The 24,180-nt window shown below is 53.0% G+C and carries 21 protein-coding genes; 1 reads left to right on the forward strand and 20 read right to left on the reverse strand.

Annotation, left to right across the window (positions count from 1 at the left end; all coding sequences use genetic code 11):
• Positions 1 to 304: 304 nt before the first annotated feature.
• The 7 genes from cydC to MKZ07_RS23405 all read right to left on the reverse strand — a co-directional run bounded on the left by cydC (position 305) and on the right by MKZ07_RS23405 (position 8,669).
• Positions 305 to 2,104, reverse strand: coding sequence for a thiol reductant ABC exporter subunit CydC (cydC, locus tag MKZ07_RS23375; RefSeq protein WP_341027787.1), 1,800 nt, complete (start codon positions 2,102 to 2,104; stop codon positions 305 to 307).
• Complete coding sequence (gene cydD / locus MKZ07_RS23380; RefSeq protein ID WP_341027788.1) at positions 2,101 to 3,870, reverse strand: thiol reductant ABC exporter subunit CydD; 1,770 nt, start codon at positions 3,868 to 3,870, stop codon at positions 2,101 to 2,103. The genes cydC and cydD overlap by 4 nt, the downstream gene beginning before the upstream one ends.
• Positions 3,870 to 4,883: a cytochrome d ubiquinol oxidase subunit II gene (gene cydB, locus MKZ07_RS23385; RefSeq protein ID WP_036699793.1), complete on the reverse strand. Its 1,014-nt coding sequence runs from the start codon at positions 4,881 to 4,883 to the stop codon at positions 3,870 to 3,872. Before cydB ends, cydD begins: the two co-directional genes overlap by 1 nt.
• Before the next feature lie 3 nt (positions 4,884 to 4,886).
• The gene (locus MKZ07_RS23390) at positions 4,887 to 6,275 is read right to left on the reverse strand and encodes a cytochrome ubiquinol oxidase subunit I (protein WP_036699795.1); all 1,389 of its coding nucleotides are present in this window, start codon (positions 6,273 to 6,275) and stop codon (positions 4,887 to 4,889) included.
• A gap of 231 nt (positions 6,276 to 6,506) precedes the next feature.
• Positions 6,507 to 6,737 carry a cold-shock protein gene (locus tag MKZ07_RS23395; RefSeq protein WP_036699797.1) on the reverse strand — a complete coding sequence of 77 codons (231 nt, stop codon included), beginning with the start codon at positions 6,735 to 6,737 and terminating at the stop codon, positions 6,507 to 6,509.
• 90 nt (positions 6,738 to 6,827) lie between these two features.
• Entirely contained in the window at positions 6,828 to 7,028 is a 201-nt protein-coding gene (locus MKZ07_RS23400; RefSeq protein ID WP_019914582.1) for a cold-shock protein, read from the reverse strand.
• A 393-nt stretch (positions 7,029 to 7,421) separates the two neighbouring features.
• Complete coding sequence (locus MKZ07_RS23405; protein ID WP_076161375.1) at positions 7,422 to 8,669, reverse strand: S1C family serine protease; 1,248 nt, start codon at positions 8,667 to 8,669, stop codon at positions 7,422 to 7,424.
• Positions 8,670 to 9,024: 355 nt separating this feature from the next.
• On the opposite strand from MKZ07_RS23405, the gene MKZ07_RS23410 reads away from it, so the two are divergent.
• Positions 9,025 to 9,231, forward strand: a complete 207-nt coding sequence (locus MKZ07_RS23410) for a hypothetical protein (protein ID WP_036699801.1) — start codon at positions 9,025 to 9,027, stop codon at positions 9,229 to 9,231.
• Here MKZ07_RS23410 and MKZ07_RS23415 read toward each other — a convergent pair.
• The 13 genes from MKZ07_RS23415 to MKZ07_RS23475 all read right to left on the reverse strand — a co-directional run bounded on the left by MKZ07_RS23415 (position 9,200) and on the right by MKZ07_RS23475 (position 24,160).
• A complete protein-coding gene (locus MKZ07_RS23415) occupies positions 9,200 to 10,006 on the reverse strand; it encodes an MBL fold metallo-hydrolase (RefSeq protein WP_036699804.1) in 807 nt (268 codons plus the stop codon). The genes MKZ07_RS23410 and MKZ07_RS23415 overlap by 32 nt on opposite strands.
• Before the next feature lie 16 nt (positions 10,007 to 10,022).
• Positions 10,023 to 10,763, reverse strand: a complete 741-nt coding sequence (yycI, locus tag MKZ07_RS23420) for a two-component system regulatory protein YycI (protein WP_341027790.1) — start codon at positions 10,761 to 10,763, stop codon at positions 10,023 to 10,025.
• 47 nt (positions 10,764 to 10,810) lie between these two features.
• Positions 10,811 to 12,103 carry a YycH family regulatory protein gene (locus MKZ07_RS23425; RefSeq protein ID WP_076161383.1) on the reverse strand — a complete coding sequence of 431 codons (1,293 nt, stop codon included), beginning with the start codon at positions 12,101 to 12,103 and terminating at the stop codon, positions 10,811 to 10,813.
• Complete coding sequence (walK, locus tag MKZ07_RS23430; protein ID WP_341027793.1) at positions 12,100 to 13,932, reverse strand: cell wall metabolism sensor histidine kinase WalK; 1,833 nt, start codon at positions 13,930 to 13,932, stop codon at positions 12,100 to 12,102. The genes MKZ07_RS23425 and walK overlap by 4 nt, the downstream gene beginning before the upstream one ends.
• Positions 13,932 to 14,663, reverse strand: coding sequence for a response regulator YycF (gene yycF, locus MKZ07_RS23435; RefSeq protein WP_036699813.1), 732 nt, complete (start codon positions 14,661 to 14,663; stop codon positions 13,932 to 13,934). The genes walK and yycF overlap by 1 nt, the downstream gene beginning before the upstream one ends.
• A 246-nt stretch (positions 14,664 to 14,909) precedes the next feature.
• Positions 14,910 to 16,463, reverse strand: coding sequence for a M23 family metallopeptidase (locus MKZ07_RS23440; RefSeq protein ID WP_341027796.1), 1,554 nt, complete (start codon positions 16,461 to 16,463; stop codon positions 14,910 to 14,912).
• A gap of 254 nt (positions 16,464 to 16,717) precedes the next feature.
• Entirely contained in the window at positions 16,718 to 17,395 is a 678-nt protein-coding gene (locus MKZ07_RS23445; RefSeq protein WP_036699912.1) for a hypothetical protein, read from the reverse strand.
• A gap of 214 nt (positions 17,396 to 17,609) precedes the next feature.
• Positions 17,610 to 18,896 (reverse strand): adenylosuccinate synthase, encoded by a 1,287-nt coding sequence (locus MKZ07_RS23450; protein ID WP_036699818.1) that lies wholly within the window; start codon positions 18,894 to 18,896, stop codon positions 17,610 to 17,612.
• 216 nt (positions 18,897 to 19,112) lie between these two features.
• On the reverse strand, positions 19,113 to 20,474 hold the full coding sequence (gene dnaB / locus MKZ07_RS23455) for a replicative DNA helicase (protein ID WP_036699821.1): 1,362 nt from the start codon (positions 20,472 to 20,474) through the stop codon (positions 19,113 to 19,115).
• 1 nt (position 20,475) lies between these two features.
• Complete coding sequence (gene rplI, locus MKZ07_RS23460) at positions 20,476 to 20,922, reverse strand: 50S ribosomal protein L9 (protein WP_036699823.1); 447 nt, start codon at positions 20,920 to 20,922, stop codon at positions 20,476 to 20,478.
• Complete coding sequence (locus tag MKZ07_RS23465; protein ID WP_036699826.1) at positions 20,919 to 22,922, reverse strand: DHH family phosphoesterase; 2,004 nt, start codon at positions 22,920 to 22,922, stop codon at positions 20,919 to 20,921. Before MKZ07_RS23465 ends, rplI begins: the two co-directional genes overlap by 4 nt.
• 11 nt (positions 22,923 to 22,933) lie before the next feature.
• Complete coding sequence (locus tag MKZ07_RS23470) at positions 22,934 to 23,851, reverse strand: DUF2232 domain-containing protein (RefSeq protein ID WP_036699827.1); 918 nt, start codon at positions 23,849 to 23,851, stop codon at positions 22,934 to 22,936.
• 6 nt (positions 23,852 to 23,857) lie between these two features.
• Complete coding sequence (locus MKZ07_RS23475; RefSeq protein ID WP_179090524.1) at positions 23,858 to 24,160, reverse strand: MazG-like family protein; 303 nt, start codon at positions 24,158 to 24,160, stop codon at positions 23,858 to 23,860.
• Between the last annotated feature and the right edge of the window lie 20 nt (positions 24,161 to 24,180).

Raw genomic sequence — 24,180 nt, forward strand, 5'->3', positions numbered from 1 at the left:
CTCCATGGTCACTCACTTCCTCATGTTAACACATGAGGGTTTTTACGAGTGTCTACTTGAAGGGGATAATACCAACTCGCTCATTATATTCGGTTTTTCGATTACATCCGGCCACACACCAGCATACTCACCCAATGTGTTCGCTTTTTCGATTACATTTGGCTCACAATCCCCTGCGCTCACCGATTGTAGTCGCTTTTTCGCATACATCCGGCCTACGATCAAAGAAGCTCTCCCCGTCCCCAACGGGACAGGAAGAGCTTCTTTGATCGTACTTACATTGCCTCGATTCTAATCCTAGCCTTTACTCGCCGTCCGCCACATTCTTCGCCTGCCCCGGCCGGTCCAGCTCATAGAGCTTGCGGTAACGCGGCTGCTGCTCCATCAGCTCGGCATGGGTGCCGCGCATCTCCACTTGGCCGTTCTCCATGAAGATGACCTCGTCCATCTGCTCGGCGCCCACCAGATGATGCGTGACCCAGACCAGCGTCTTTCCAGCCATCGCCTCGAACATAGTGGCCAGCAGCTCGCGCTCCGTGCGCGGGTCGAGGCCAACGGTTGGCTCGTCCAGTACAACCACTGGCGTATTCTGCAGCAGAATACGGGCCAAGGCCATCCGCTGGCGCTCTCCGCCGGAGAAGCGCTGCCCCGCCTCGCGTACCGGAGTATCATAGCCCTCCGCCAGCGAAGAGATCAGCGTATCCAGCTTCGCCAGGGCTGCCGCCTGCTGGACCGCTGCCTCCGAAGCCCCCGGGTCCCCGAGCCGGATATTGTTCGCCACCGTGGTGTCGAACAGATGCGGGCTCTGGTTCAGCACCGCGATGAGCTGTGGAATCCGCTCACCGTAAGCCGCAGCATCGATCCCGTTAATCGTCACGGAGCCGATGGTGGGCGCAATCACGCCCTGCACCATCTTGAGCAGCGTCGATTTACCCGCTCCGCTGCGGCCGATAACTGCAACCTTCCGCCCTTGCGGCAGCGTAAGATCCAACCCCTGAACAGAGAAGTCGTCACCTGCCGCATAGCGGTAGCCCGCCGACCTCAGTTCAATCTGAACCTGTCCGCTGGCCTTGGCAGCCTCGGCAGCAGTAGCGACCTGAGCCGCAGCTTCGGCATTCCTGCCTTTTTCCGCCTCAGAGAGCACAGCCTTCGCCGGGGGTTCCACACCCTCCAGCCGCTCCAGTGAATTCCGGTATTGCGGAATTTTCTCCACAGCCTCGGATACGGGCAGGAAGGCATCCGCCACCGGGAAGACCACCAGCACGAACGCCGCAATCAGCGTTCCGGCAATCGCCCCTTCAGCATACTGTCCAGCCGCCCAGTATAACAAAGACAACACGGCCAGGCCAACAACCGCCTGCCCGATGAACATACGCAGCCGTGCCCAGCGCCGCAGCGAACCGTCTATGCGGGCAACCGCCTGCTCGTCCGCTTCGTACGTATCGACGAACTGGCTCTGCCGTCCGCTGATTACCCAATCTCCCAGCCCGAGCACAGCATCTGTCAGCTTTTGATACAGCCGGTTGCGCTCCTGCTTCACCTGACGCTGACGCTTCTGGGTCAGCAGGAGGGAGATCAGCGGTAATACGACAACCAGCACCAGCATATAGAGTCCCATAAGCAGAGCAAAGGCCACATCGAACGTCCCGAGCGCAATCATCGCCGCTGCGTAGATCAATAGCGCGATAATGCTCGGAAAGACGGTCCGAAGATACACATTCTGTAAATATTCGATATCATCGGCAAGCATACCGAGAATATCCCCGGTACGGAAGCGTGAGGACAAGAACAGCGCCTGTGGCTCCAGCATATGGTACAGCCGGACCCGCATCTTCGACAGAATGCGCAGAATCGTGTCATGTCCCACCAACCGCTCCACATAGTGGATAACAGCCCGGCTGGTCCCGAAGGTGCGCACACCGACAATGGGGACATAGATCATCAGTATATTTTCCGGCGGAATCGAGGCCTTCGAGATCAGAAAGCCTGAAGTATACATCAGCGAGGACGCAGAAAAGATAGTCAGAGCGCCCAGCAAGATGATTAACACGAACCGCCAGAAGTAGGCAGAGTAATAGGGAGCAAACCATCCTTCACGTTTCAATGGATTCCCTCCAATTGACTTTGAATAAGCTCATAATAAGCACCCCTCCGCGCAGTCAGCTCGTCGTGTGTGCCTATTTCAGCCACCCGTCCCTGCTGCATAACGACAATCAGATCCATATCGATCATCCAGTGCAGGCGGTGTGTAGCCAGGAATACCAGCTTGCCTTCGAATAGCGGCAGCATCGTCTCCTTCAACTCATATTCCGTCTCAATGTCCAGATGAGCCGTCGGCTCATCCAGCAGCATAATCGGGCGGCTGCTCAGCAGGGCGCGGGCCAGAGCCACACGCTGCTCCTGCCCGCCGCTGAGCGTACGGCCGCCGCCGCCGATCATTTCGTTCAGACCTTCCGGCAGCGAGGACACCAGCTTCGATAAACCGGCCGACTCCAGCGCGGCAGCTACCGCCTCCTGTGAAGCCTCGGGATAATAGAACCGGACATTATCAGCCAGCGTGCCGCTGAAGATATACGGGCGCTGCGGAATATAAGCCGTCTGCTTCCGCCAGCCCTCATCGGTCAGCGCACTGACCAGGCTTCCATTAATCGTAAGGGTTCCAGAGGTTGGATGAAGGAAGCCGCCCAGAACGTCTATCAGTGTAGACTTGCCTGCGCCGCTCTCCCCGATAATACCAATCTTGCAACGCCCGCTGAATTCAAGATGAACAGCTTCCAGTGACGACACTCCGTCCGCTTCATAAGTCACGCCTACCCCGTCAAGCTTCAGGTCGCTATTATTGTTCCACGTGAAAAAGTCGCCTGACCAAGCTCCGCTCTGACCTGCCATCTCCTTCTGCCCACCCTGCTCCAGCAGCTTCGCCTGGACCGTCTCGCGGTCAATGATGCTCTTCATCGCTTCACCGGCTTCCTTACCGTCCAAGGTGGCATGGAAATCTGCGCCCACCAGCCGCACCGGCAGGAAATATTCCGGCGCGAGAATCAGGATCGTCAGTCCGGTAACCAGCGTCATCTGCTCATTGACCAGACGCAGACCAAGGCTTACCGCTACCGAAGCGACAGACAGCATAGTGAAGAAGTCCAGTGCGAACGAAGACAGGAAGGCGACTCGCAGCGTACGCATAGTTGCTGAACGGTAGCGGTCACTGACCTTGGCAATACTCTCACTGTGGCTGCGGCTGCGTCCAAGGAATTTCAGCGTCTCCAGACCGCGCAGCGAATCCACGAAGTGATTCGATAAGGTACGGTAAGACTTCAGCTGACGGTCCATCTGCTTGCGGGCCGTCATCCCGATCAGGATCATGAATACAATAATGATCGGCATCGTTAAGGTAAGAATCACACCGCTGGACGTATCCAGGGTGAACACATAGACAAGCAGCAGAGCGGGTGTTATCGCCATACCGACCATCCGCGGAATAATCAGCTCCAGGTATGTGCGGAACTTCGTTACTCCTTCAAGCACTAATGTGACCATATTTCCGGTCCCCCGGTCGCCAGCCAGCCTTGGTCCCAGCTGGAACAGCTTGTCCATCATCTGTCTCCGCATGCTGCTGCCGGTCGCTTCCGCGAAGCGGTACGCCGCCCGGCTCATCAGCATGGCACAGGCATGACGCACAAGAAACGCAAGAAGGAACAAGAGCGCTCTAGCCCCTTGTTCCTTCAGCGGTTCTCCCGCAAACAGCGCAGAGACAGCTTCTGCCAACGACTTCGCCAGCAGAAGAATGGAGAAGCTTTGCACCAGGGTTAGGAAGCCAACCAGCAGAAAGACCGGCTTAACTCCTTTGTACCCAAGCAAATTTTTATCCATTAGTATTCAAGATGCTCCTTCTCATGAACCCGTTTGTGGAAGATGAAATAACTCCAGATCTGATAGCCCAGCACGAACGGCAGCAGAGTCAGTGCTACAATCGTCATCACCTTCAGCGAATATTGGCCGGAGGCCGCATTCGTAATCGTCAGGTTGAACGCCTGATCCAGCGAGCTAATCATAACCCGCGGGAACAGTCCGATGAAGATCGATGCAACAGACAGGGCCATCACAGCACCAGTCATCCCGAAGGCATAGCCGTCCTTCTTCTTAGTCATGAAATATCCGGCCAGCAGATAAGCTGCTACACCCAGAACGACTACAATCCACAGCAGCGTTCCGCGTTTATCGAAGATATCCGTCATAGTATACGTCATTACAACGAAGGCTACCAGCAGCGCCGCCAGTGGAATCAGCAGCTTCTGGGCCAGCTTACGCGCCCGTTCCTGCAGATCTCCAAGCGTACGGAGCGTAGTGAACATCAGCCCGTGTACCAGACACAGCAGGACAACCGTAATCCCTGCAACCACTGTATACGTATTGACGATATCGAAGAATCCGGCATACATCTGCATATCCTTGTCGATCGGCAAGCCCTTGATGAAGCTGGCGAATACCACGGCGAGCAGGAACGGCGGCAGGAAGCTGCCGAAGAAGATGCAGACATCCCATGTTTTCTGCCAAGTCTTGGAATCACGCTTACCTCTGAACTCGAATGCGACACCACGGGCGATCAACGCCAGCAGAGCAACTACAAACGGTATATAGAAACCGCTGAACAGCGTAGCATACCAATGCGGGAAGGCCGCGAACATTGCACCGGCACCCGTAATCAGCCATACCTCATTCGCATCCCAGAACGGCCCGATCGAATTGATCAGTATCCGGCGCTCCGTATCATTCTTGGCCAATATCTGTGTCTCCATCCCTACACCGAAGTCGAAGCCTTCCAGGAAGAAGAAGCCGACGAACAGCACCGCAATCAGCAGAAACCATAATTCATTAAGTGACATTGGTTAGCCCTCCTTGTTATACGGATCGTGGGATTCACCGTGTTCGTTATCCATAGCATAAGGACCTTTTTTAATCACTTTGACGAACAGGCCGACCAGCACTGCACCCAATATGGCATAGATCGCGTTAAAAGTAATCACCGAGAACAGCACCTGTCCGCTGGTAATATTAGGCGACACACTGTCTTCTGTAGTCATAAGTCCGAATACAGTCCATGGCTGACGCCCGATCTCTGTCATAATCCAGCCGGCCGTATTGGCAATCGGCGGAAGCAGCAGTCCCCAGAACATGAAGCGCATGAACCAGGTATTGGGTCTGTCCATCTTTTTGCGCCACATGAGGTAGATAGCATATACCCCGAACAGCATCATCAGCGTGCCGGCAGCAACCATGATCCGGAAGCTCCAGAAGGTTGTTTTGACCGGCGGAATATAATCTCCTGGTCCGTAGGCTACTTCATACTCCTTCTGTAGCTCCAGCATCCCCTTCACATCACCGGAGAATTTACTGTAGGACAGGAAGCTCAGCAGATACGGAACCTGAACTTCATTGCTGTTGGTTTGGTTCTTCACATCGATATTGGCAAATACCGTCCAAGGTGCCGGGTCGCCGCTCTCACCCCACAGCGCTTCGGAAGCCGCCATCTTCATGGGCTGTGTCTCTACCAGATATTGAGCCTGTGCATGTCCTGCAACCGCAACGCCGAAGGAAGAGATAACCCCTACAATTGCTGCGATCTCGAATGATTTCCGGAAAAAGGCGACGTCCTGCTTCTTAAGCAATTTGTAAGCACTGATCCCTGTTACCAGGAAGGCACCTGTAGCGTAAGCGGCAAGCACTGTATGCGGAAATTCCACCAGCAGCTGGCCGTTTGTAATCAGTGCGAAGATGTCATTCATCTCAGCCCGGCCGTTGTTAATCTGGAAGCCGACCGGATGCTGCATGAAGGAGTTAGCCGCCAGAATCCAGAATGCCGACAGCATCGTCCCGAAGGCCACCAGCCAGATCGATAATAGATGAATCCGCTTGGACACCTTATCCCAGCCGAAGATCCAGATTCCGATGAATGTGGACTCCAGGAAGAAGGCCAACAAGGCTTCAATCGCAAGCGGAGCCCCGAACACATCACCGACGAAGCGCGAATAATCCGACCAGTTCATTCCGAACTGGAATTCCTGCAAAATCCCTGTTACTACACCTACTGCGAAGTTAATCAGGAACAGCTTCCCCCAGAATTGCGCCATTCTTTTGTACTCTTCATTGCCCTTTCTTACGTACATGGTCTCCATAATGGCAATTATGAGCGCAAGTCCGATCGATACTGGCACAAAGAAATAATGAAAAATTGTCGTCGACGCAAATTGTATACGTGACAGCAGTACTGTATCCATATTTCTCCCCTTCCTTCTCCCTATTTCGTTATGTCTATTTTGTCAAATTTCCGACGCCTTAAGTGTGATGATTGTCACATTATACACCCTGTTTAGGCATGAAAAACAAAATATTTGTGACAAATATCACAATATTGCATATAGAAAGCAAAAAAAATAAGACGGTTTCACCGTCTTACATTTATCCAGCATGTATAGTATATAGTTGTCTTGATTCATAAAGGTATTGGTCTAGGTAATGGAAATACCTTTCTTAAGCGATTTGAGATCGCCATTTGAATTAAGCAATTGCGGCAGCATCTTCATGCTACGAACCATTGGGGAATGACAGAGACGGCAGGAAGGCGCGTGTTCAAATGCGAAATTATCCCTCATCCATCCATTGCAATCCTCATTGGTACAGGCCCAAATTGCGGTATTTTCTTCCGGTACTTCCTCCAAAGGCTTTTTCCGGTAGTTCATTGCCGTTCCTCCTTCCTTTATGTTGCAAGCAAGTAATGATAAAAAAAGACCGTCCCAACTTTCACAAGCGGGGACGGTGTCTTCTATTAATTACAGTTTTACAACGTTTTCGGCTTGTGGTCCGCGGTTGCCTTGAACAACGTTGAATTCAACGCGTTGGCCTTCGTCCAAAGTTTTGAAGCCGTCGCCAGTGATTGCGCTGAAGTGAACGAATACGTCGCTTCCGCCTTCAACTTCGATGAAACCGAATCCTTTTTCTGCGTTGAACCATTTAACTGTACCTGTTTGCATGTGTGTTACCTCCACAAATTTAAATTAATATGTTCTTTTTATCTTCAGACAAAGAAAAAATTCACACATTGAGAAAGGTTGTATCTTTGGTTGACAGCCCTTTTCAATGCGAGAATAAGGTATCAATGTATGAATAATTTCATGTTACCACACCTTAATAACAAAGGCAAGCTGTTCTATCCTAATTTCTCCGTTTTTCCCCTTATAAGGGCCACTTCCCAATGTAAGGGCTACCAGTCGTATTAATTTGTAATATTTATACCCATTACTACCAGTTACCCCATTTATTTATTCTTGAAACAGCCCCGCCCTCTTCTTTTTTCCTGAAAAGGACGGCTTCAACTGTTTCCGTAATCGTGACTGCCTCATTATTATATACGGCCATTTCCAATTTTATTCCTCCGGCTTCTCAAGAAGCTGAACTGTTGTCTGCTTCACTTCACCATTGCGGTAGAAGGTAATCTTCAGCTTATCGCCGATCTTGGTATGATCGTACAGATATTTGCGCAGCGACAGCGTGGAGGTAATCGGCTTATCGTTGAACTTCGTAATCACATCGTTAAGCTGCAGGCCTGCATCCTTCGCCGGTCCTACAGCATCCAGAACCACAACCCCATCAGTAACTACAGACGGAAGATTAAGCTCCTTGCGCTGGTCATCGGCCAGCGGAACATACGGATTATTCAAATCCACCGAATATACACCCAGGTATGAACGTGCTATCCGCCCTTTGGAGGTAAGCTCATTGGCTGTGTCCACTACACGATTGGCGGGAATCGCAAAGCCCAACCCCTCTACCCCCGTATCGGAGATCTTCATCGTATTGATACCAATCACCTTGCCGTCCAGATCCACCAGTGCGCCGCCGCTGTTGCCCTCGTTAATGGCCGCATCCGTCTGGATCACTTCCTGCTCCCAATCGTACACGCCATCCTGGTTCAGTGACACCGGTATCGTCCGCTCTGTGTAGCTGACAATGCCGGAAGTTAGTGTATCCCCAAGCCCCAGCGGGTTGCCGATGGCAATGACAGTCTCACCCAGACGCAACTTGGAGGAATCCCCGATCTCAGCAATCCGGTCGATTCCCTTGCCGTCAATGGAGAGCACAGCAATATCACTCACCTTGTCAGCGCCTACCAGCTCCGCCTTGTGGGTCACGCCGTCTACTGTAACCACTTCCAGCTTGCCGGCACCCTCAATGACATGATTATTCGTAATGATAAATGCCTTATTGTCATCCTTCTTATAGATAACTCCCGAGCCTAGAGCGGATTCATCGAGAATATTAAGTTCCTTATTGTCTTGTTTATGATTAATGATGCTTACTACCGCAGGGCGGACATGGGCAGCAGCCTGAATAATCCGGTCGTACGGATCTGAGCTGCTCGCAGCCACCTTATCAATAACCACCGGAGCCTGAGCTCTCTCAGCGGTGAACTGTCCCGTTACCAGACTGAACAGCAGCACAGCCACCACAGCACTGCAGACAGAGCTGATCAGTGAGATCTGCCAGGTTGCCAGCGACCGCTTCGATTTGCGGACAGCCCACTTGCCGTCAGTATATCCGCCAGTTGATTTAGAATTGCCGCTTTTGCGCCGTGACACCTTGGTTGAATAGAAATCATCATCGAATAATCCCATGTTACACTCTCTCCCCTCTATTGCCACCGCATTCACGACCTGAACGCCAAGCAACCACGCCCGAGCTTAACCGCTATATCTCTTAGACTTCACGAAGTACTAAAAGGTTTCACTTGATTTATTCACCACATTCCAGTGGGTTCTAAGCGCAAGGGATGTCTATTACTCTAATAAGCTACTAAAAAGTTTAACAGCTTGTATCCGGAATATTTTGCAACTTAAAAGACTACAATAGGATTAGAACGCTCTATATGATTGTATCACAGGCAGCCGCGCTGCCCACATGTTTTCTATGTTAAAAAAATGTAAATTATTCACAGTCTCAATACATCCATTTCACAAGGAGGGACGGACTATGGAGTCTTTTTCAACAAGTAAGGATCTGGTGCAATTCATTGGTAAGCTGGGGGACCTTAAGGATGAACATTATCAGCTGATTCTTGCCCAGCATGCAATGATTGAGCTGTTAATTGATAAAGGGCTATTCTCCCGCCAAGAGCTGGAGCACAAGATTACCGAGGTTGAACGCCTTATGACTGGCTCACCTTATCCCATGGCGTAGGCCGGTCATAGTAGGTGTCGCAGAGTCTGAACTCACTGTCTTTGTAAAAGCAGCCCCGGTCCTCCATCGCCCCGCGCACGGACATCTTCGCCAGATCCATCATATTATGGTCTCTGCTTAAGTGGGCCAGATAGGCACGCTTGGTCCGCCCGCTCAGAATCTCGCTGAGTGCTGCGCCTGCCGCCTCATTGGACAGATGCCCCAGATCGCCAAGAATCCGCCGCTTCGTATTCCAGGGATAACGCCCCATCCGCAGCATTTCGATATCATGATTCGACTCCAGCACCAGCACATCGGCATCCGATATAGCCGTTCTCACCTTGTCGCTGACATACCCGAGGTCTGTCGCTACACACAGCTTCTCCTTGCCGTCATAGAAATTGTAAGCTACCGGCTCCGCAGCATCGTGGGAGATGGCGAAGGATTCTACCCGCATACTGCCGAAATCCCGGTGCTGCCCGGTCTCCATAATGACCCGGTTATGCTCCTCAATCTTGCCAATCCCCTTCTCTATAGCTCCCCAGGTATTCGAATTCGCATAGATCGGAAGATTATACTTGCGGGCCATCGCGCCCAGCCCCTTAATATGATCCGAATGCTCGTGAGTCACAAGAATCCCGTCCAGCTCCGCTCCCGTCAGCTCACGCATGGCCAGCAGCTCGTCAATCCGCTTGGCGCTCAGCCCCGCGTCGATCATAAGTGTGGTCTCGCCGTTACGCACTACTGTCACATTCCCGGTAGAACCGCTGGACAGTACTGTAAATGAAATCCCCATATCTCTCCTGCTCCTTCTACTCTGTTGTCTTCGGACTGATAATGTCCGCACTGATCGCATCCATATAGTAGGCGCTGCCGTCCTCCAAGATGAACCGCCACATCGGCGAAGCCACCTGGCTCTCGGAGTTGAACAGCTCACCATAATAGCCCAGCTCAATCTCCTTCACTGCGGCATCCGCAGGAAAATACTTCTCGATCAGACTGCTAAGCGCCTGCGATGCCGGGAGAACCTTCTGCAGATCCTCGCTCCGGCTGGCTGCGATCTCAATCTTCGGCCAGCGGTAGGCCACAATCTTCTGGTCACTGTTGATCAGCTCCAGCCTCACTCTGAACAGAGACCACTTGTTATCCACCAGCGGATGCAGGACGAACTTGCCAACCTCGCTCTCCTGTGAATCGAACCGGTAATTGGCAATGTCGGGAATCTGGCTCTTCAGCAGATTGCTAAGCTCCGAGAACGAGGAGTACATCAGCTTGCTGTCAATCGGCTCCTTAAGCTTCACAGGCAGTTCATTCTGCTCTTCGGCCGAATAACGGTACGTGATATCAGGCAGCTGTGGAGTGCCAGCCGGAATCGGGCACAGCAGCCTGATGTTTTTCTCTTCCATCACCGCCTTAGTTTCAGCAGACAGGGAAGTGAAGTCAAGTCCAGCGCTGACCTGATCACGCACATCAATCCATAGCTGATAGCATAGCAGCAGATTCAGCACCAGAAAGGCATATATCAATACACTCTTAGCCCTTCCCCAGTCCATAACGTCCCTCCTCGAATCGTATCCTGTCCGCTTGGTTTATCTCCGCCCTAATTCAATGTAAGCTCACTGCCGTCACTGAGTGTAACCCGCCAGACCGGATGAAGCTGCAGCTTCTCCCCGGCCAGCGCAGGCATATAGGCAGGCGTAAGCTCAATGATCCGCAAGGAGCTGCCGATCTGCGCCAGCCGCTGCTTCAGCAGTTCGCCGCCGGGCAGCTTAACAATGGTCTTTTCAGACTTTTCCTCATTCGTGTACATCAGGGAGCGCTCATAGGAAGAGACCGTTCCCTGCTGGAGCTCCAGATGGATTACGCCATACTGAAGCTGCGGATTGCTCATAATCGGATAGGAGCCGGACGGATAAGCACCATAATATTGCTGAAAAGAAACCTTGCGGTCCTGCCGGCTCTCCTCCGTAGCAGCCAGCCTGTAGGTTCCGTTCCAGCCGCCATGGTTATTGACAAATTCCACCGCCACCAGTGCATCCTTCGCCGGTGTGCTGTCCCCGTCCGGAAGTGCTGCAGGATCACTATAACTCATCCAGTTCTGCTCCTGGTCCACCTGCAGGCTGCGTTTGCTGTCAGTATAGATTTTGGAGCCGTCCTTCTCAGGAATATACCTTGTATTGCCTGCATCGAAGAACAGATTGCTTTGCATTTGCTCAATGGTATACATACTCGCAGGCATCACAACTTTAACCAGCGGAACATCCGCCTCAGGGACATAATACTCACCGTTTACGGCTGTATACAGCGTCAGATTCTTACCGAAGTCCACATGCTGCTGCACATCCTGGACCGTAAGATCAGCCTTAGCCGCCTCGTACACAATATCCCCGCGTGTGCTGAAGAAGATAACATGGGCTTTGGAGTCATTTTTGATATTGTAGATCCAGATCCGGTCAATGCTCTCCCCCTCGAACAGCGAATCCGACGAGATCTGCATAACCCGCTGCAGCAGCGTTACCGGAATGCCTGCCCCGAACGACAGCTCAATGCCCGGATTCTCACTTCGGATCTTGTCCCAGTCGAAATCCTGTACGGACCGCCGCTGGAAGCTCTCGAAACTGCGGCCCTTCAGGCGGTTCATAATCAGGTTATAGAAAGTGGAGCTGGGGTAGAACAGTGTATGCTTGTCTCCGCCCATATGAATAATCATTTTATCGGGGTAGAGCAGGTTCTCCACCTTTTCCTTCGGCCCCATATTATCCGTCTTCACATATAAGGTCTTCGACAACACTGCCGAGTCGCTACCGGGCAGCCTGTAGATCAGATAATAGCTCTCCACGAGACTTCCGAGTATAAGCAAGACCAGCATCCATGACTTGATTCTCTCCTTCACGCCTCACTCCCCCTTTGCTTCATCAAAGGCAGCGTGAACGTGACCAGCGAGCCCTCATTCAGCTCCGATTGCAGGGAAATGGAGCCGCCATGGGCTTTGACAATTTCCCGGGCAATGGACAGTCCCAGACCTGTTCCGCCCATGTTCCGCGAGCGTGCCTTATCAACCCGGTAGAAGCGTTCAAAGATGCGCTCAATGTCCTTCTTCGGAATCCCTATCCCGGAGTCGCGGACAGACACGGCCAACATGCCGTCCTCGTTCTTATGTGCCTCCAGCCGGATCGTCCCGCCCTCTGGTGTATACTTGAGGGCATTGGAGACCAGATTACCCAGCACCTGATCAATCTGATCGCGGTCCAGCCAGGCTATGGCGACATCCTTACGAACCCTGGTGCTGATGTGAATCCGCTTCTGGCGGATCTGGAAGGAGAAGCGGTCCGCCACATCCTCCAGCATCTCGGAGATATCCGTCTGCTGAATGCGCAGACTGGATTCCTTGGAATCGAGCCGCGACAGATGCAGAAGATCCGTAACTAGCCGGATCATGCGCTCCGTCTCATTGCGGATAACTCCGACGAACCGCACGGCAAGCTGCGGATCTTCCAGCGCACCGTCATCCAGCGCCTCCGCATAGCTCTTGATCGTCGTAAGCGGCGTCCGCAGCTCATGCGATACATTCGCCACGAACTCCCGGCGGGACTCCTCCAGATTCTCCTGCTCCGTAACATCCTGCAGCACCGCAATCGTCCCGGCAATCCGTCCGCCTTCGCGGCGGTGAATCGGGGTGAAGGTCACCCGCACAATGTTGGGATCCTCTCCGCCCATGGGAGACAGGTGAAGCATAGCCGACTGGGGAATTCCCTGGGTTACGGAGACAGACTGCTCAGGCTCCAGACCCAGCAGCCCGCCAAGCGAGGCCCCTGCAGGCAGTGGTCCTTCCGCACCCAGTATCAAGGCGGCGCGTGTATTCATCAGAATGACCGCGCCGCTCTCGTCTGTTGCTACGACACCGTCACTCATATTGGCAAGAATGGAGGACAGCTTCTCCTTCTCCTCTTCGTTCTGCAGCAGCGCCTCGCGCAGCCGGTCCGTCATATAGTTGAAGGCCTGGCTCAGCTGCCCAATCTCATCATTGCCGAACACAGGAACCTTCCGGTTGAAGCGCCCTTCCGCCACAGCCGTGGCGTGCTTGGTCATCTCCTTAATCGGATGCGTGATCGTATGCGCGAGGATAACTCCCAGCACTGCCGTGAGCGCCAGCGCCAGCAGCAGCCCCGAGAGGAACACACTGTTAATCCGGCTCATGGTGGCATATAAGTCTTTCATATCAGCCGCTATATATATGGCGCCTACTACCTTATCACCGGAAATTACCGGCTTTGCCACTACTTTCTTGCGCACATTATCATCAGCGATAATATATTCCTCATTATCGCTGATGCCCTGCAAGGCGCGGCTGACCACGGTCTGCGTGTTCCGCTGGCCGACATAGTCATTCTGGGAAGGGATCGAGGTGGTAATAATCTTGCCGCTCGCATCCAGCACCTGAATTTCTGCGCCATTGATATACAGATTGTTCACCATGCCGCGCAGGCTCTCCACCGCCGATTCCTCATCGGCTGTTCCTGTCTCGCTGCCGAATTTGTCAGCGGTGAGGATCGAGAGCATCTCGGCCCGTGCCTTCAGATCCTTGGTGAAGTTATCCGTCAGCGAGTTCTTCATCGAGCTGACAAAGTATACGCCGATCAGCTGCATCGCAATCAGAATCAGCAGTACATAGATCACGATAAGCCTGGCCTGGATCGTCCGGAAAAAGGACAGTGCCTTCATTACAACCCTCCGTTTTTGGGGCTATGCATCAAATAACCGAGTCCGCGCCGGGTATGAATATACTCCGGCTTGCTGGGATTCTCCTCAATTTTTTCTCTGAGCCGGCGGATGGTCACATCCACTGTCCGCACATCGCCGAAATATTCGAAGCCCCACACAGCCTGCAGCAGATGCTCCCGGGTCATTACCTTGCCCGCATGGCGGATCATATAATAGAGCAGCTCATATTCACGATGCGTCAGATCCAGCGGCTCACTATCCTTGTACACCATATACATATCCGTATCAATGAATAATCCGAAATGATAGACGCCCTGCTTGCTCTCCACCGCTTCACTCGGCGCTTCCGACTGCGATGGCTTATGCTGGCGCCGCATTTGGGCCTTAACTCTGGCCAGCAGCTCACGTGTACTGAACGGCTTGGTCACATAATCATCCGCACCGAGCTCAAGACCCAGCACTTTATCGATCTCTCCATCCTTCGCGGTAAGCATAATGATAGGAATATCCAGATGGGCAGAGCGTACCTCACGGCAGACATCCATTCCGTCCTTGCCGGGCAGCATCAGATCCAGCAGCATCAGATCGGGGCGTTTGGACAGAGCCAGCTCCACCGCACTGTTGCCGTCGAAGGCGCAGATGACCTCGTAGCCCTCTTTTTCCAGATTGAATTTCAATATATCAGCAATAGGTTGTTCATCATCCACTACCAGAATCGTTCCCATTTGCATAAGCTCAGCTTCACCTTTCTAACGATACTCGAAACCCTGATTCCTTTATTTTAACATACCTGCCTTGGCGTCACATCAAATTCACCCCACAAAGTGAGGCTTTAGCTTCGAAGAGAACTCAGGTACTTTCCGGGGGGCCCCAAAAGCCTATTATTCAAGTAGAAATGCGTTACAACGGAAAATAAAAACCGCCCGAAATCATCCGGACGGCAGGGAATTATAGAATGGAAGCCTATCTGTCATTCATTACTTTAGGTATTTCATCGGATTGATGGCCGTCCCGTTCTTGCGGATCTCAAAATGCAGGTGCGTCCCCGTCGAGCGCCCGGTGCTGCCCATAATGCCGATGGAACTTCCCTGTCCCAGCTTCTGTCCGGTTGAGACCGAGATACTGCTTAAATGCCCGTAGTACGTAACGTATCCGTTGTTATGGTCAACAATCACCACATTGCCATAACCGTTCTGCACACCGGCGAAGCTGACCGTCCCTGCATCCGCAGACTTGATGGTACGGTTACCCGATACCAGATCGACTCCCTTGTGTGTGCGTCCCCAACGCTCGCCGTAGCTGCTGGAGATCATCGCTCCGCTAACCGGCCAGGCGAACATTCCTGTTCCTTCACCTACAACCTTGGTACCGGAATAGACCACTTCAGGCAGAGAAGCCTTTACTACGCTCTGACCCAGCCACTCCTCCTGAACCACCTGTCCGTTCTCTTTGGTCAGCCTGTACTGCATCGTTTTGAGCCCGGTTTGTCCGGGTCGGACAACCTTACGCTTGCCTGCCGGCAGCTGGTCGCTCTTGCGGATAATAACCTCAGGCTCCGTAACCACCTCTTCAGTTACCTGTTCTACGGTCACTACCGTAAGGTCAGGCTGCGGCACCGTTAGCTGCAATTCATCTCCAATCTGCAGACTAAGCTCCTTCACCTCAGGATTATTGCGGAAAATCTCCGCCTGGGTAATGTTGAACCGGGAAGCAATAGCAGAGACTGTGTCGCCTTCCTGAACTGCATAGCGGAGCGGCGCTTCCCTGCCTTCGGTGAGTACCTTCACTGCTTCTTCTACACTAAGCACCTTATTGGGATCTGCCTTCACCGGAACGACGTTCACTTCCTCCCGGATCTTGACTGACTCCACCTGATCATTGGCGGCTGAACCAGCCGCTCCCGCCTTGGCCGCCGTCTTCTTCAGCTTCGCCCCCGGAGCTGCCGCATTCTGCGGAGCGTAATGCGCCTTAACGGCCTGAAGCGCTGCCGCCGCTGTCTCCTGATCCTTCACGATCCCCAGCGGTTCACCATCCACAGCCAGTTGTACGCCTACGGCATAAGCCTTGAGCATCCCATCCAGCTTGTCCAGTGTAGCCTCGCTGTTCACCTCCGGCTTGTAGGCCCGCTCGGCCTCGGTAGTAATACCTCCAGTCTGCAGGACCATCACAGAGTCAGGATACTTGAGCTGATATTCCCGTCTCTTCTCCTCGAACAGCTTGTTCAACTCCGCCTGCTGGTTCAGTGCACCAATCTCCTCGCCGTTCACCAGCACCTTGTAGTAGGTTATTGTATTCGCTGTTACATGCTTCTTCTGTGCCCCCACGAGGAAGGTGGTCAGCAGAACCAGACCGGCTGAAGCCAGCAGCCATGACCGCCGGCGGCGACGGGATTTCATCTCCGGCTGAAAGACACGGGGTTCACCCGAAGTCATTGCATCTGTACCTTGTTCACCTGCTGCACCAGATCCTGTGGATGCTTCTACGCGGTTCCGCAGGTTCCCCATCCGGCGTATAAACTTAAATCCTTTCATCAAACTCTCCCTTTCGGCTGTAAAAACAAGAATGTATATGCTTTGCGCATCCGATTTGCATGAGTACGAATATGACTGTATGACGCACACGAAAAAGGTTACAAAATATTAACCCTTATTAGTCCTTTTTTACTGTACCATAGCCTGAAGAAAAATTTCAACTTTGCTCCCATGGCAAAACCCGCGAAATTCGCGGGTTTATACCCAAAATATGCGTTTCAAACGGCGATCCCGTGACCAAAAAGTGACAATTATTAATTCTGATTCATCTCTCCGCTATCCGGTGTAAGCATTTTCATCAACGCCTTATATTCATCCTCATCTACGTACTTCGCAATGATATCCTGCAGTTCCGTAACTTCGCTCTCTGTCAAGCCGCCCTCCAGGGCAGCGGAGATCTTGATCATCTCCTCCTGGGGAAGCTTGTTCATCAGCATATTGAAGATATTGGATTTCGCATTAGCGGGCAGACTCTGCTTCAGATCGTTCATAGCCTCCGGCGTCATCACCAGATTCTGGTCCAGCCCCTGCTCACTTTGTTCTTCTCCCGCCGCGGCTTGTCCCATTACAGGCAGTGCATTATCCGGCACTGTCTCGTCCACCGGTTTCTCTTGAAGATTCCCTGGTTTTCCGCTACTGTTGTCCTTCTTCTCACCGTCCGTCTTGCCCGAATCAGCCTCCTTGATGGAGTTCTTAGTCTCGCTTGAGGCCGCTTTGGAGTTCTCCTTAGAGGCAGCCCCGCTGCCGCCCATACCGGTCAGACTCTTCACGAAGCCGCCGATTCCCGGCCCTGGCCCGTCCAGCTTGATATCGAAGCTGGCCAGCACCGACTGGATATACGTATTCACCACATATGCCGTTGTCAGCATGGACAGACCGCTCGCCAGCACCACAATCAGGCAGACGCTCAGCGTACGCTTCACTATTTTCACCACCATCACTCCCTTACACCCTGCTCTATTCAACCTCTAAAGAATCAGTTCGCTATGATCCCATTCTCATAGTATTGACTAGAACAACGTCCGGGAAACGTCCCCGAAGCACAGAAAGGCTGTTTAACCTGCTGAAAAATCTTCTAGACATACAGAAACAGGAGCCTCATCGAGGCCCCTGCTCCTATACGTATTTATTCAGTTCTGCTTCAGTCTAGATATAGATTGGCAGCACTTGATTGGTCTGTTCACGGTTGCGGCCCACAGAGAAGATCGAGATCGGAATACCAGTAAGTTCCGATACACGTTCCACGTATTTGCGTGTGTTAGCCGGCAGATCCTCCAGCGTCTTCGCCGCAGTAATGTCCTCACTCCAGCCTGGAAGCTCCTCATAGACCGCTTCACATTCTGCCAGCATTTTGAGGCTTGCCGGGTAATGTGTGATAATATCTCCACGGTACTTGTAGCCGGTGCAGATCTTCACAGTCTCAAGACCGCTCAGTACGTCCAGCGAGTTCAGCGACAGGCCGGTAATTCCGCTGACACGGCGGGCGTGACGCACCACCACACTGTCGAACCAGCCTACGCGGCGGGCACGTCCGGTTACTGTTCCGTACTCATGCCCGGTCTCGCGGATATAATCACCGGTCGCATCGTTAAGCTCTGTAGGGAACGGGCCGTCTCCAACGCGGGTAGTATAAGACTTAGCCACACCGATAACCTGCTTGATCTTGGACGGACCCACGCCTGAGCCTATGCAGACTCCGCCAGCTGATGGATTCGATGAAGTAACGTACGGATAAGTTCCCTGGTCGATATCGAGCATCACGCCCTGCGCACCTTCGAACAGCACACGGGAATCCGCATCAATCGCATCATTCAGCACCACCGAAGTATCGGTTACATAGCCGCGCAGCACTTCTGCATATTCCAGATATTTGGTTAGAATCTCTTCCACATTCAGCGGCTCAGCGCCGTATACCTGAGTGATCACTTGATTCTTCTCTTCCATCAATGGACGAAGTCTCATTTCGAATTCCTCAGCGTCCATCAGATCGGCAATCCGGATGCCGTTACGGGCAGCCTTATCCATGTAGCACGGGCCAATCCCCTTGCGTGTTGTACCAATTTTGTTCGGGCCTTTGCGGTCTTCCTCAAGCGCATCCAGCACCATATGATAAGGCATAATGACATGGGCACGATCGCTGATTACCAGGTTCTTCGTATCGAAGCCATTGTCATGAATATAATTAATTTCTTGGATCAGCGCTTCCGGGTTGATGACCATTCCGTTGCCGATAACACAAGTCTTCTCTTTATAAAATACACCAGATGGAATTAAGCTCAGTTTGAACTTCTTTCCGTCAATCAGAATCGTGTGACCGGCATTGTTACCCCCTTGATACCGGGCGACCACATCTGCACTTTCCGCCAGAAAATCCGTGATCTTGCCTTTGCCTTCGTCTCCCCATTGTGTTCCCACGACGACTACCGTTGACATGTACATTCCTCCGTAGGTGCTAGCAAGCACCATTATTTTTCCGCTTATCATAGGGGCTCTGTACGCGCTTCATCTTTTACGCAGCCCTCCGGACACCAGGCGGGCAGGCCGCCAAAGCACAATAATCAGTGTAACAGCGGCACTTTTTAAAGTCAAATAAAAACGAACGATCACAGGCTTGAATGTGCGATCGTTCGTGTATTGTGCGAAATTTGCCTAACCTGCAAAAGGTTCTGCATGGGCCCGCTCGTAGTTGACGAACTTGTTGAAGTTCTTGAGGAACACAAGCTCCACCGTCCCTACCGGACCGTTACGCTGCTTGGCGATAATAATTTCGATAATATTCTTCTTCTCGGTATCCTGATTGTAATAATCATCACGGTACAGGAACGCTACGATATCCGCATCCTGCTCAATAGAGCCTGATTCACGAAGGTCACTCATCATCGGCCGTTTGTCCTGGCGCTGCTCCACACCGCGGCTGAGCTGTGACAGGGCAATGACAGGAACGTCAAGCTCACGGGCGATTTGCTTCAGGGTACGGGAGATTTCCGATACCTCCTGCTGGCGGTTCTCACCGGCCTTGCCCCGGCCCTGGATCAGCTGCAGGTAGTCGATGACAATCATTCCGAGTCCCTTCTCCTTCTTGAGCCGGCGGCATTTTGCACGGATATCGGTAACCGTGATGCCCGGGGTGTCGTCGATGTAGATTTCGGACTCGGACAGCGACTGGATGCCCATCGTGAGCTTGGACCAGTCATCATCGCTCTTGAAATCGCCGGTACGCATAATATTGGCGTCCAGATTGGCCTCTGCGCAGATCATACGCTGAACCAGCTGGGGCGCCGACATTTCCAGACTGAAGATGGCTACCGTCTCCTTCGCCCGTACCGCTACATTCTGCGCGATATTCAGGGCGAAGGCCGTCTTCCCAACGGAAGGACGGGCCGCCACAATAATTAAGTCATTGCGCTGGAAGCCGTTCGTCATATGGTCCAGGTCAACGAATCCGGTTGGAATCCCCGAGGTTCCGCCTTTATTCTGATGGAGCAGCTCTACACGGTCGAATACCTGCATGAGCACATCGCGGATGGCAATGAACCCGCTACCGCTACGGCGATTCGAGATTTCCAGGATTCTCCGCTCAGCGTCACTCAGCATAATGCCCACATCTTCGCCGCCGGTATAGCCTTCGCTGACAATCTGCGTGGCTGTACGGATCAGCCGCCGCAGCATCGCCTTCTCTTCAATAATCTGGGCGTAATAATCGACGTTGGCCGCAGTCGGCACCGCATGCGCCAGCTTCGCCAGATAGCTGACACCGCCGATATCCTCTAGCTCCCCCTTATCCTGGAGCCGGGATGTCAATGTAATCAGATCAATCGGCTGGCTCTCTTCTCCGAGCTGCACCATCGCCTCAAATATCATCTGATGCGGTTTGTCGTAGAAGTCTTCGGTATTCACCCGCTCCATCGCGGTAATTAACGCCTCATCCGACAGTAGAACTGCACCCAGTACGGCCTGTTCTGCCTCCAGATTCTGCGGGGGAACCCGATCGAAAAAGAGATCTCCACCCATCCTACTCCTCCGTTACCTGAACCGTGAGGTTAGCCTTTACTTCAGTATGCAGCTTAACTGTTACCTGGAACGTACCTACATGGCGGATCGAATCGCTCAGCTCAATTTTGCGCTTGTCGATGACGATCCCCTGAGTAGCTGCCAGTGTCTCGCCGATCTGCTTGCTGGTGATAGCGCCGAAGAGACGGCCGCCTTCGCCTGCTTTGGCCTTCAGAGTCAGGGTTAGCTCATCCAGCTTCTTGCCCAGCTGTACCGCTTCCTCCTTCTCCTGGTCCTTGCGGCGCTGTTCGGCTGCCGTCTGGTTCTCCAGTGTCTTCACATTGCCGTCTGTAGCCGGACGAACCAGCCCGCGCGGCAGCAGAAAATTGGCTGCATAGCCCTCCGACACCTCTTTAACCTGCCCCTTCTTGCCTTGACCCTTAACATCCTTCAAGAATATGACCTTCATTCAAATAACCCCTCTTTCGCCTCGATTTCGGCCAGCACTGCGAGCAGTCTGGCTTCCGCTTCTTTTGTTGTTCCTTCAAGCTGTACAGCCGCGTTGGACAAATGCCCGCCGCCGCCCAACTTCTCCATGACTACCTGCACATTCATCCGTCCCAGAGAACGGGCGCTGATACCAATCAGGCCGTCAGGACGTTCACTGATGACGAATGACGCTACCACATTCGTCATCCCCAGCAGCGTATCCGCCGTCTGGGCGATCAGCAGCTGCGGGATCTTCATCCCGGGCTGTGTGACCACTAACGCTATCTGGTCATACACCATGCGCGCATGCTTGATGATCTCCGCCTTCGAGATGTACTCCTGCAAATCCTCCTTCAGCATGCGCTGAATGAGAATCGTATCCGCCCCGACCCGGCGCAGGAACCCGGCAGCCTCGAAGGTCCGCGACCCTGTATGGAGTGCGAAATGCTTCGTATCGACCGTGATCCCGGCCAGCAGCATCGTGGCCTCCAGCGGGCTGAGCTTAATCTTGTCATGAATGTACTGCAGCAGCTCCGTCACCAGCTCACAAGTCGATGACGCATACGGCTCCAGATACACGAGCACAGCGTCATTGATGAATTCCTCACCCCGGCGGTGATGGTCAACCACCACAATCCGGCTGGCATACTGCACCAGTCTCGGCTCCATAGTCATGGAAGCCTTGTGGGTGTCCACAACAATGAGCAGCGTATGCTCCGTCATCATCTGGAGAGCCTGCTCTGGCGTGATGAAGGTCTTGTAGAGCGCCTCATCCTTGCGGATCTCCTCCATCATCCGGGTAATCGAAGGATTCGGCGTCTCCATCACTATGCTTGCTTCCACATTGTACATCTGTGCCGCCTTAAGCAGGCCAATCGCCGCTCCTACCGCATCAATATCCGGTATCCGGTGCCCCATAATCAGCACCCGGTCGCTCTCCTGCATCAGATCCCGCAGGGCGTGGGCGATCACCCGCGCCCGGACGCGGGTGCGTTTCTCGGCGGCATTGGTCTTGCCGCCGTAGAAGGAGAGCCGCTGGCCCGCCTTCACAGCGGCCTGGTCCCCGCCTCTGCCGAGTGCCATGTCCAGACTCGACTGGGCAAGCGCTCCCAGCTCACTGGCCGATTCCGAACCGTAGGCAAGGCCTATGCTCAGCGTCATCGGCACCTTGAGGTCGGCCGTCATCTCACGGACCTCGTCCAGCACCACGAACCTGCTCTCCTCCAGAGCCTGAAGGCTGCGGTGATTCAGCAGCATCAGATACCGCTCGGAAGACAACCGGCGCAGATATACCTCGAATTGCTTGCTCCACTCGGTAATCTCACTGGCTACCTTGGCGATCAGCGAAGTACGCTGCTGATCATCCATCCCCTGAGCGGCTTCATCCAGATTATCCATCATGACAATTCCAATCGCCAGCTTCTCTTCCTCATACCGCTCACGCAGCACAACAAGCTCGGTAATATCGAATAAATACAGCAGCCGTTCACTTGGAATCACCACGACCTCATAATAACGGTCATCGACCGTAAGCTCATGGCGGTGCTCCTTCAATACCCCTTCCTTAACCGGTTCCCGCTTGGACGGCAGGTTCTGCAGAGAAGCCATAACCTCCGGCATCAGCTCCTGCATATCTTCACCAACAAGCGACTTGCGGGAGAAGATCTGGCCGGCATTCCGGTTATGCCATTCCACTGCCCGGCCCTCACTGTACAGGATAATCCCGAGCGGAAGCATGCTTACAGCCTCCCCCTCCACCCGCTTGATGCGGAAAGACAGGCCGTTGATATAATCTACAAGGTTGCGGCGGAACGACAGCTCGGCCTGCAGCATGGTGAAACACAATGTGCCGGCCAGGAAGAGACTGGCAACACCGAGGACCCAGTTATAGATACTGACTACTATAATCAGGACCAGCAGCAGTAAGAACGCCCACACGGTATGATAGCCGTGCCAGCGTCTTTGCAGAAATTTTGGCATGAGCCCTCACCCTATCGTTTCGATTTCTTCACAAGCTCCCTCAGCGGAAACGCCAGGTCTACCACACCAATAATCCAGAATCCCGGCAGAGCAATCACAGGGATTGCCAGCAGAAGAGCGATGATCTTGCTCCACTTCCGTTCATGCACCAGGAAGAAGAGGAAGCCGACGGTCTGGATCTTGAACGCAATCTGCAGCAGCGGCAGCAGATTGGCTGAAACCATTAGCATGAAGCCGCTGTCGGCACCGCCGAACAGCAGGCTGATGACCACGCCAAGCAGATAATACCAGATGAACGATCTGGCCAGTCTCCATTCCCGCGCCGGCTTCAGCTTAGGCACCGCATATTCCATACTGTTCAGAATAGGGCGGACAATGGAATGGGTAATAACCGCAATCACGAACGCACTGAGGATCAGCGTCATTGGAATCGCCTGGATCGTCAGCCAGCTCATCTGGCCAATCTGATCAGAGGAGATGGATATCTCGGACAGCAGCGGATTGCTTGCACCCATACTTGCCAGCCAGTCCGCATAGGTCTTCAGAACATCATAGACATAGTCGTATAGGTTGAACTTAAGGAACGTCGTACTGATCAGCAGGATCAGCAGGAATTCAGCTAGTATAGCGACCATGCCGGCAATCAGAGTAGAAATCGCTGAAGCACGCTTCTTGTACCATCGTCCCATCACAAGGGCCGGGATCAGGAAATAGGCCGCAATCAGGATATACATCGGGGTAATCAGACCCACAATTAGCAGAACCGGTAACAGATGCAGAATGAACTGCTTGGTGTTAAGGGTCGTAAAGAGCACTATGGCCGGAATAATCATAAAGAATGTTGTAATAAGTAGTAGCGGGGTTGACAGAGATAACAGCAGCAACAGATAAGCTATGCTCCAAGCCACAGATGTCCAGCGAAATTTCAACAGTATTCACCTCTTACGCATATGTTCTTCTAATGCAGATATATCCTGGTACCATTCTTCGAGCTGATGGCCTTCCTGCCTGTGCTTTCTCAGCTTCTCCAGCAGTAAATCATCCAGCTCGCGATAAGGGATACCGAGTCTGCGCCCTAAGATGTACGAACTCATAATCAGGCTGGCCAGACTGTCGCCGACACGCGTGGTACTGCCTTCCCACAGCGCTTTGAATAACCTTGAGACTTGATCAATTACTTCCGTCTTTAACCACTCAATTACCTTGGCGCGTTTGGCCACATCCAGATCCTTCGGCACATTGGGCACTGTCTCTCTAC

Origin of the sequence: Paenibacillus sp. FSL P4-0338, from assembly GCF_038002365.1 — a bacterium.
GTDB lineage: Bacteria > Bacillota > Bacilli > Paenibacillales > Paenibacillaceae > Paenibacillus_AQ.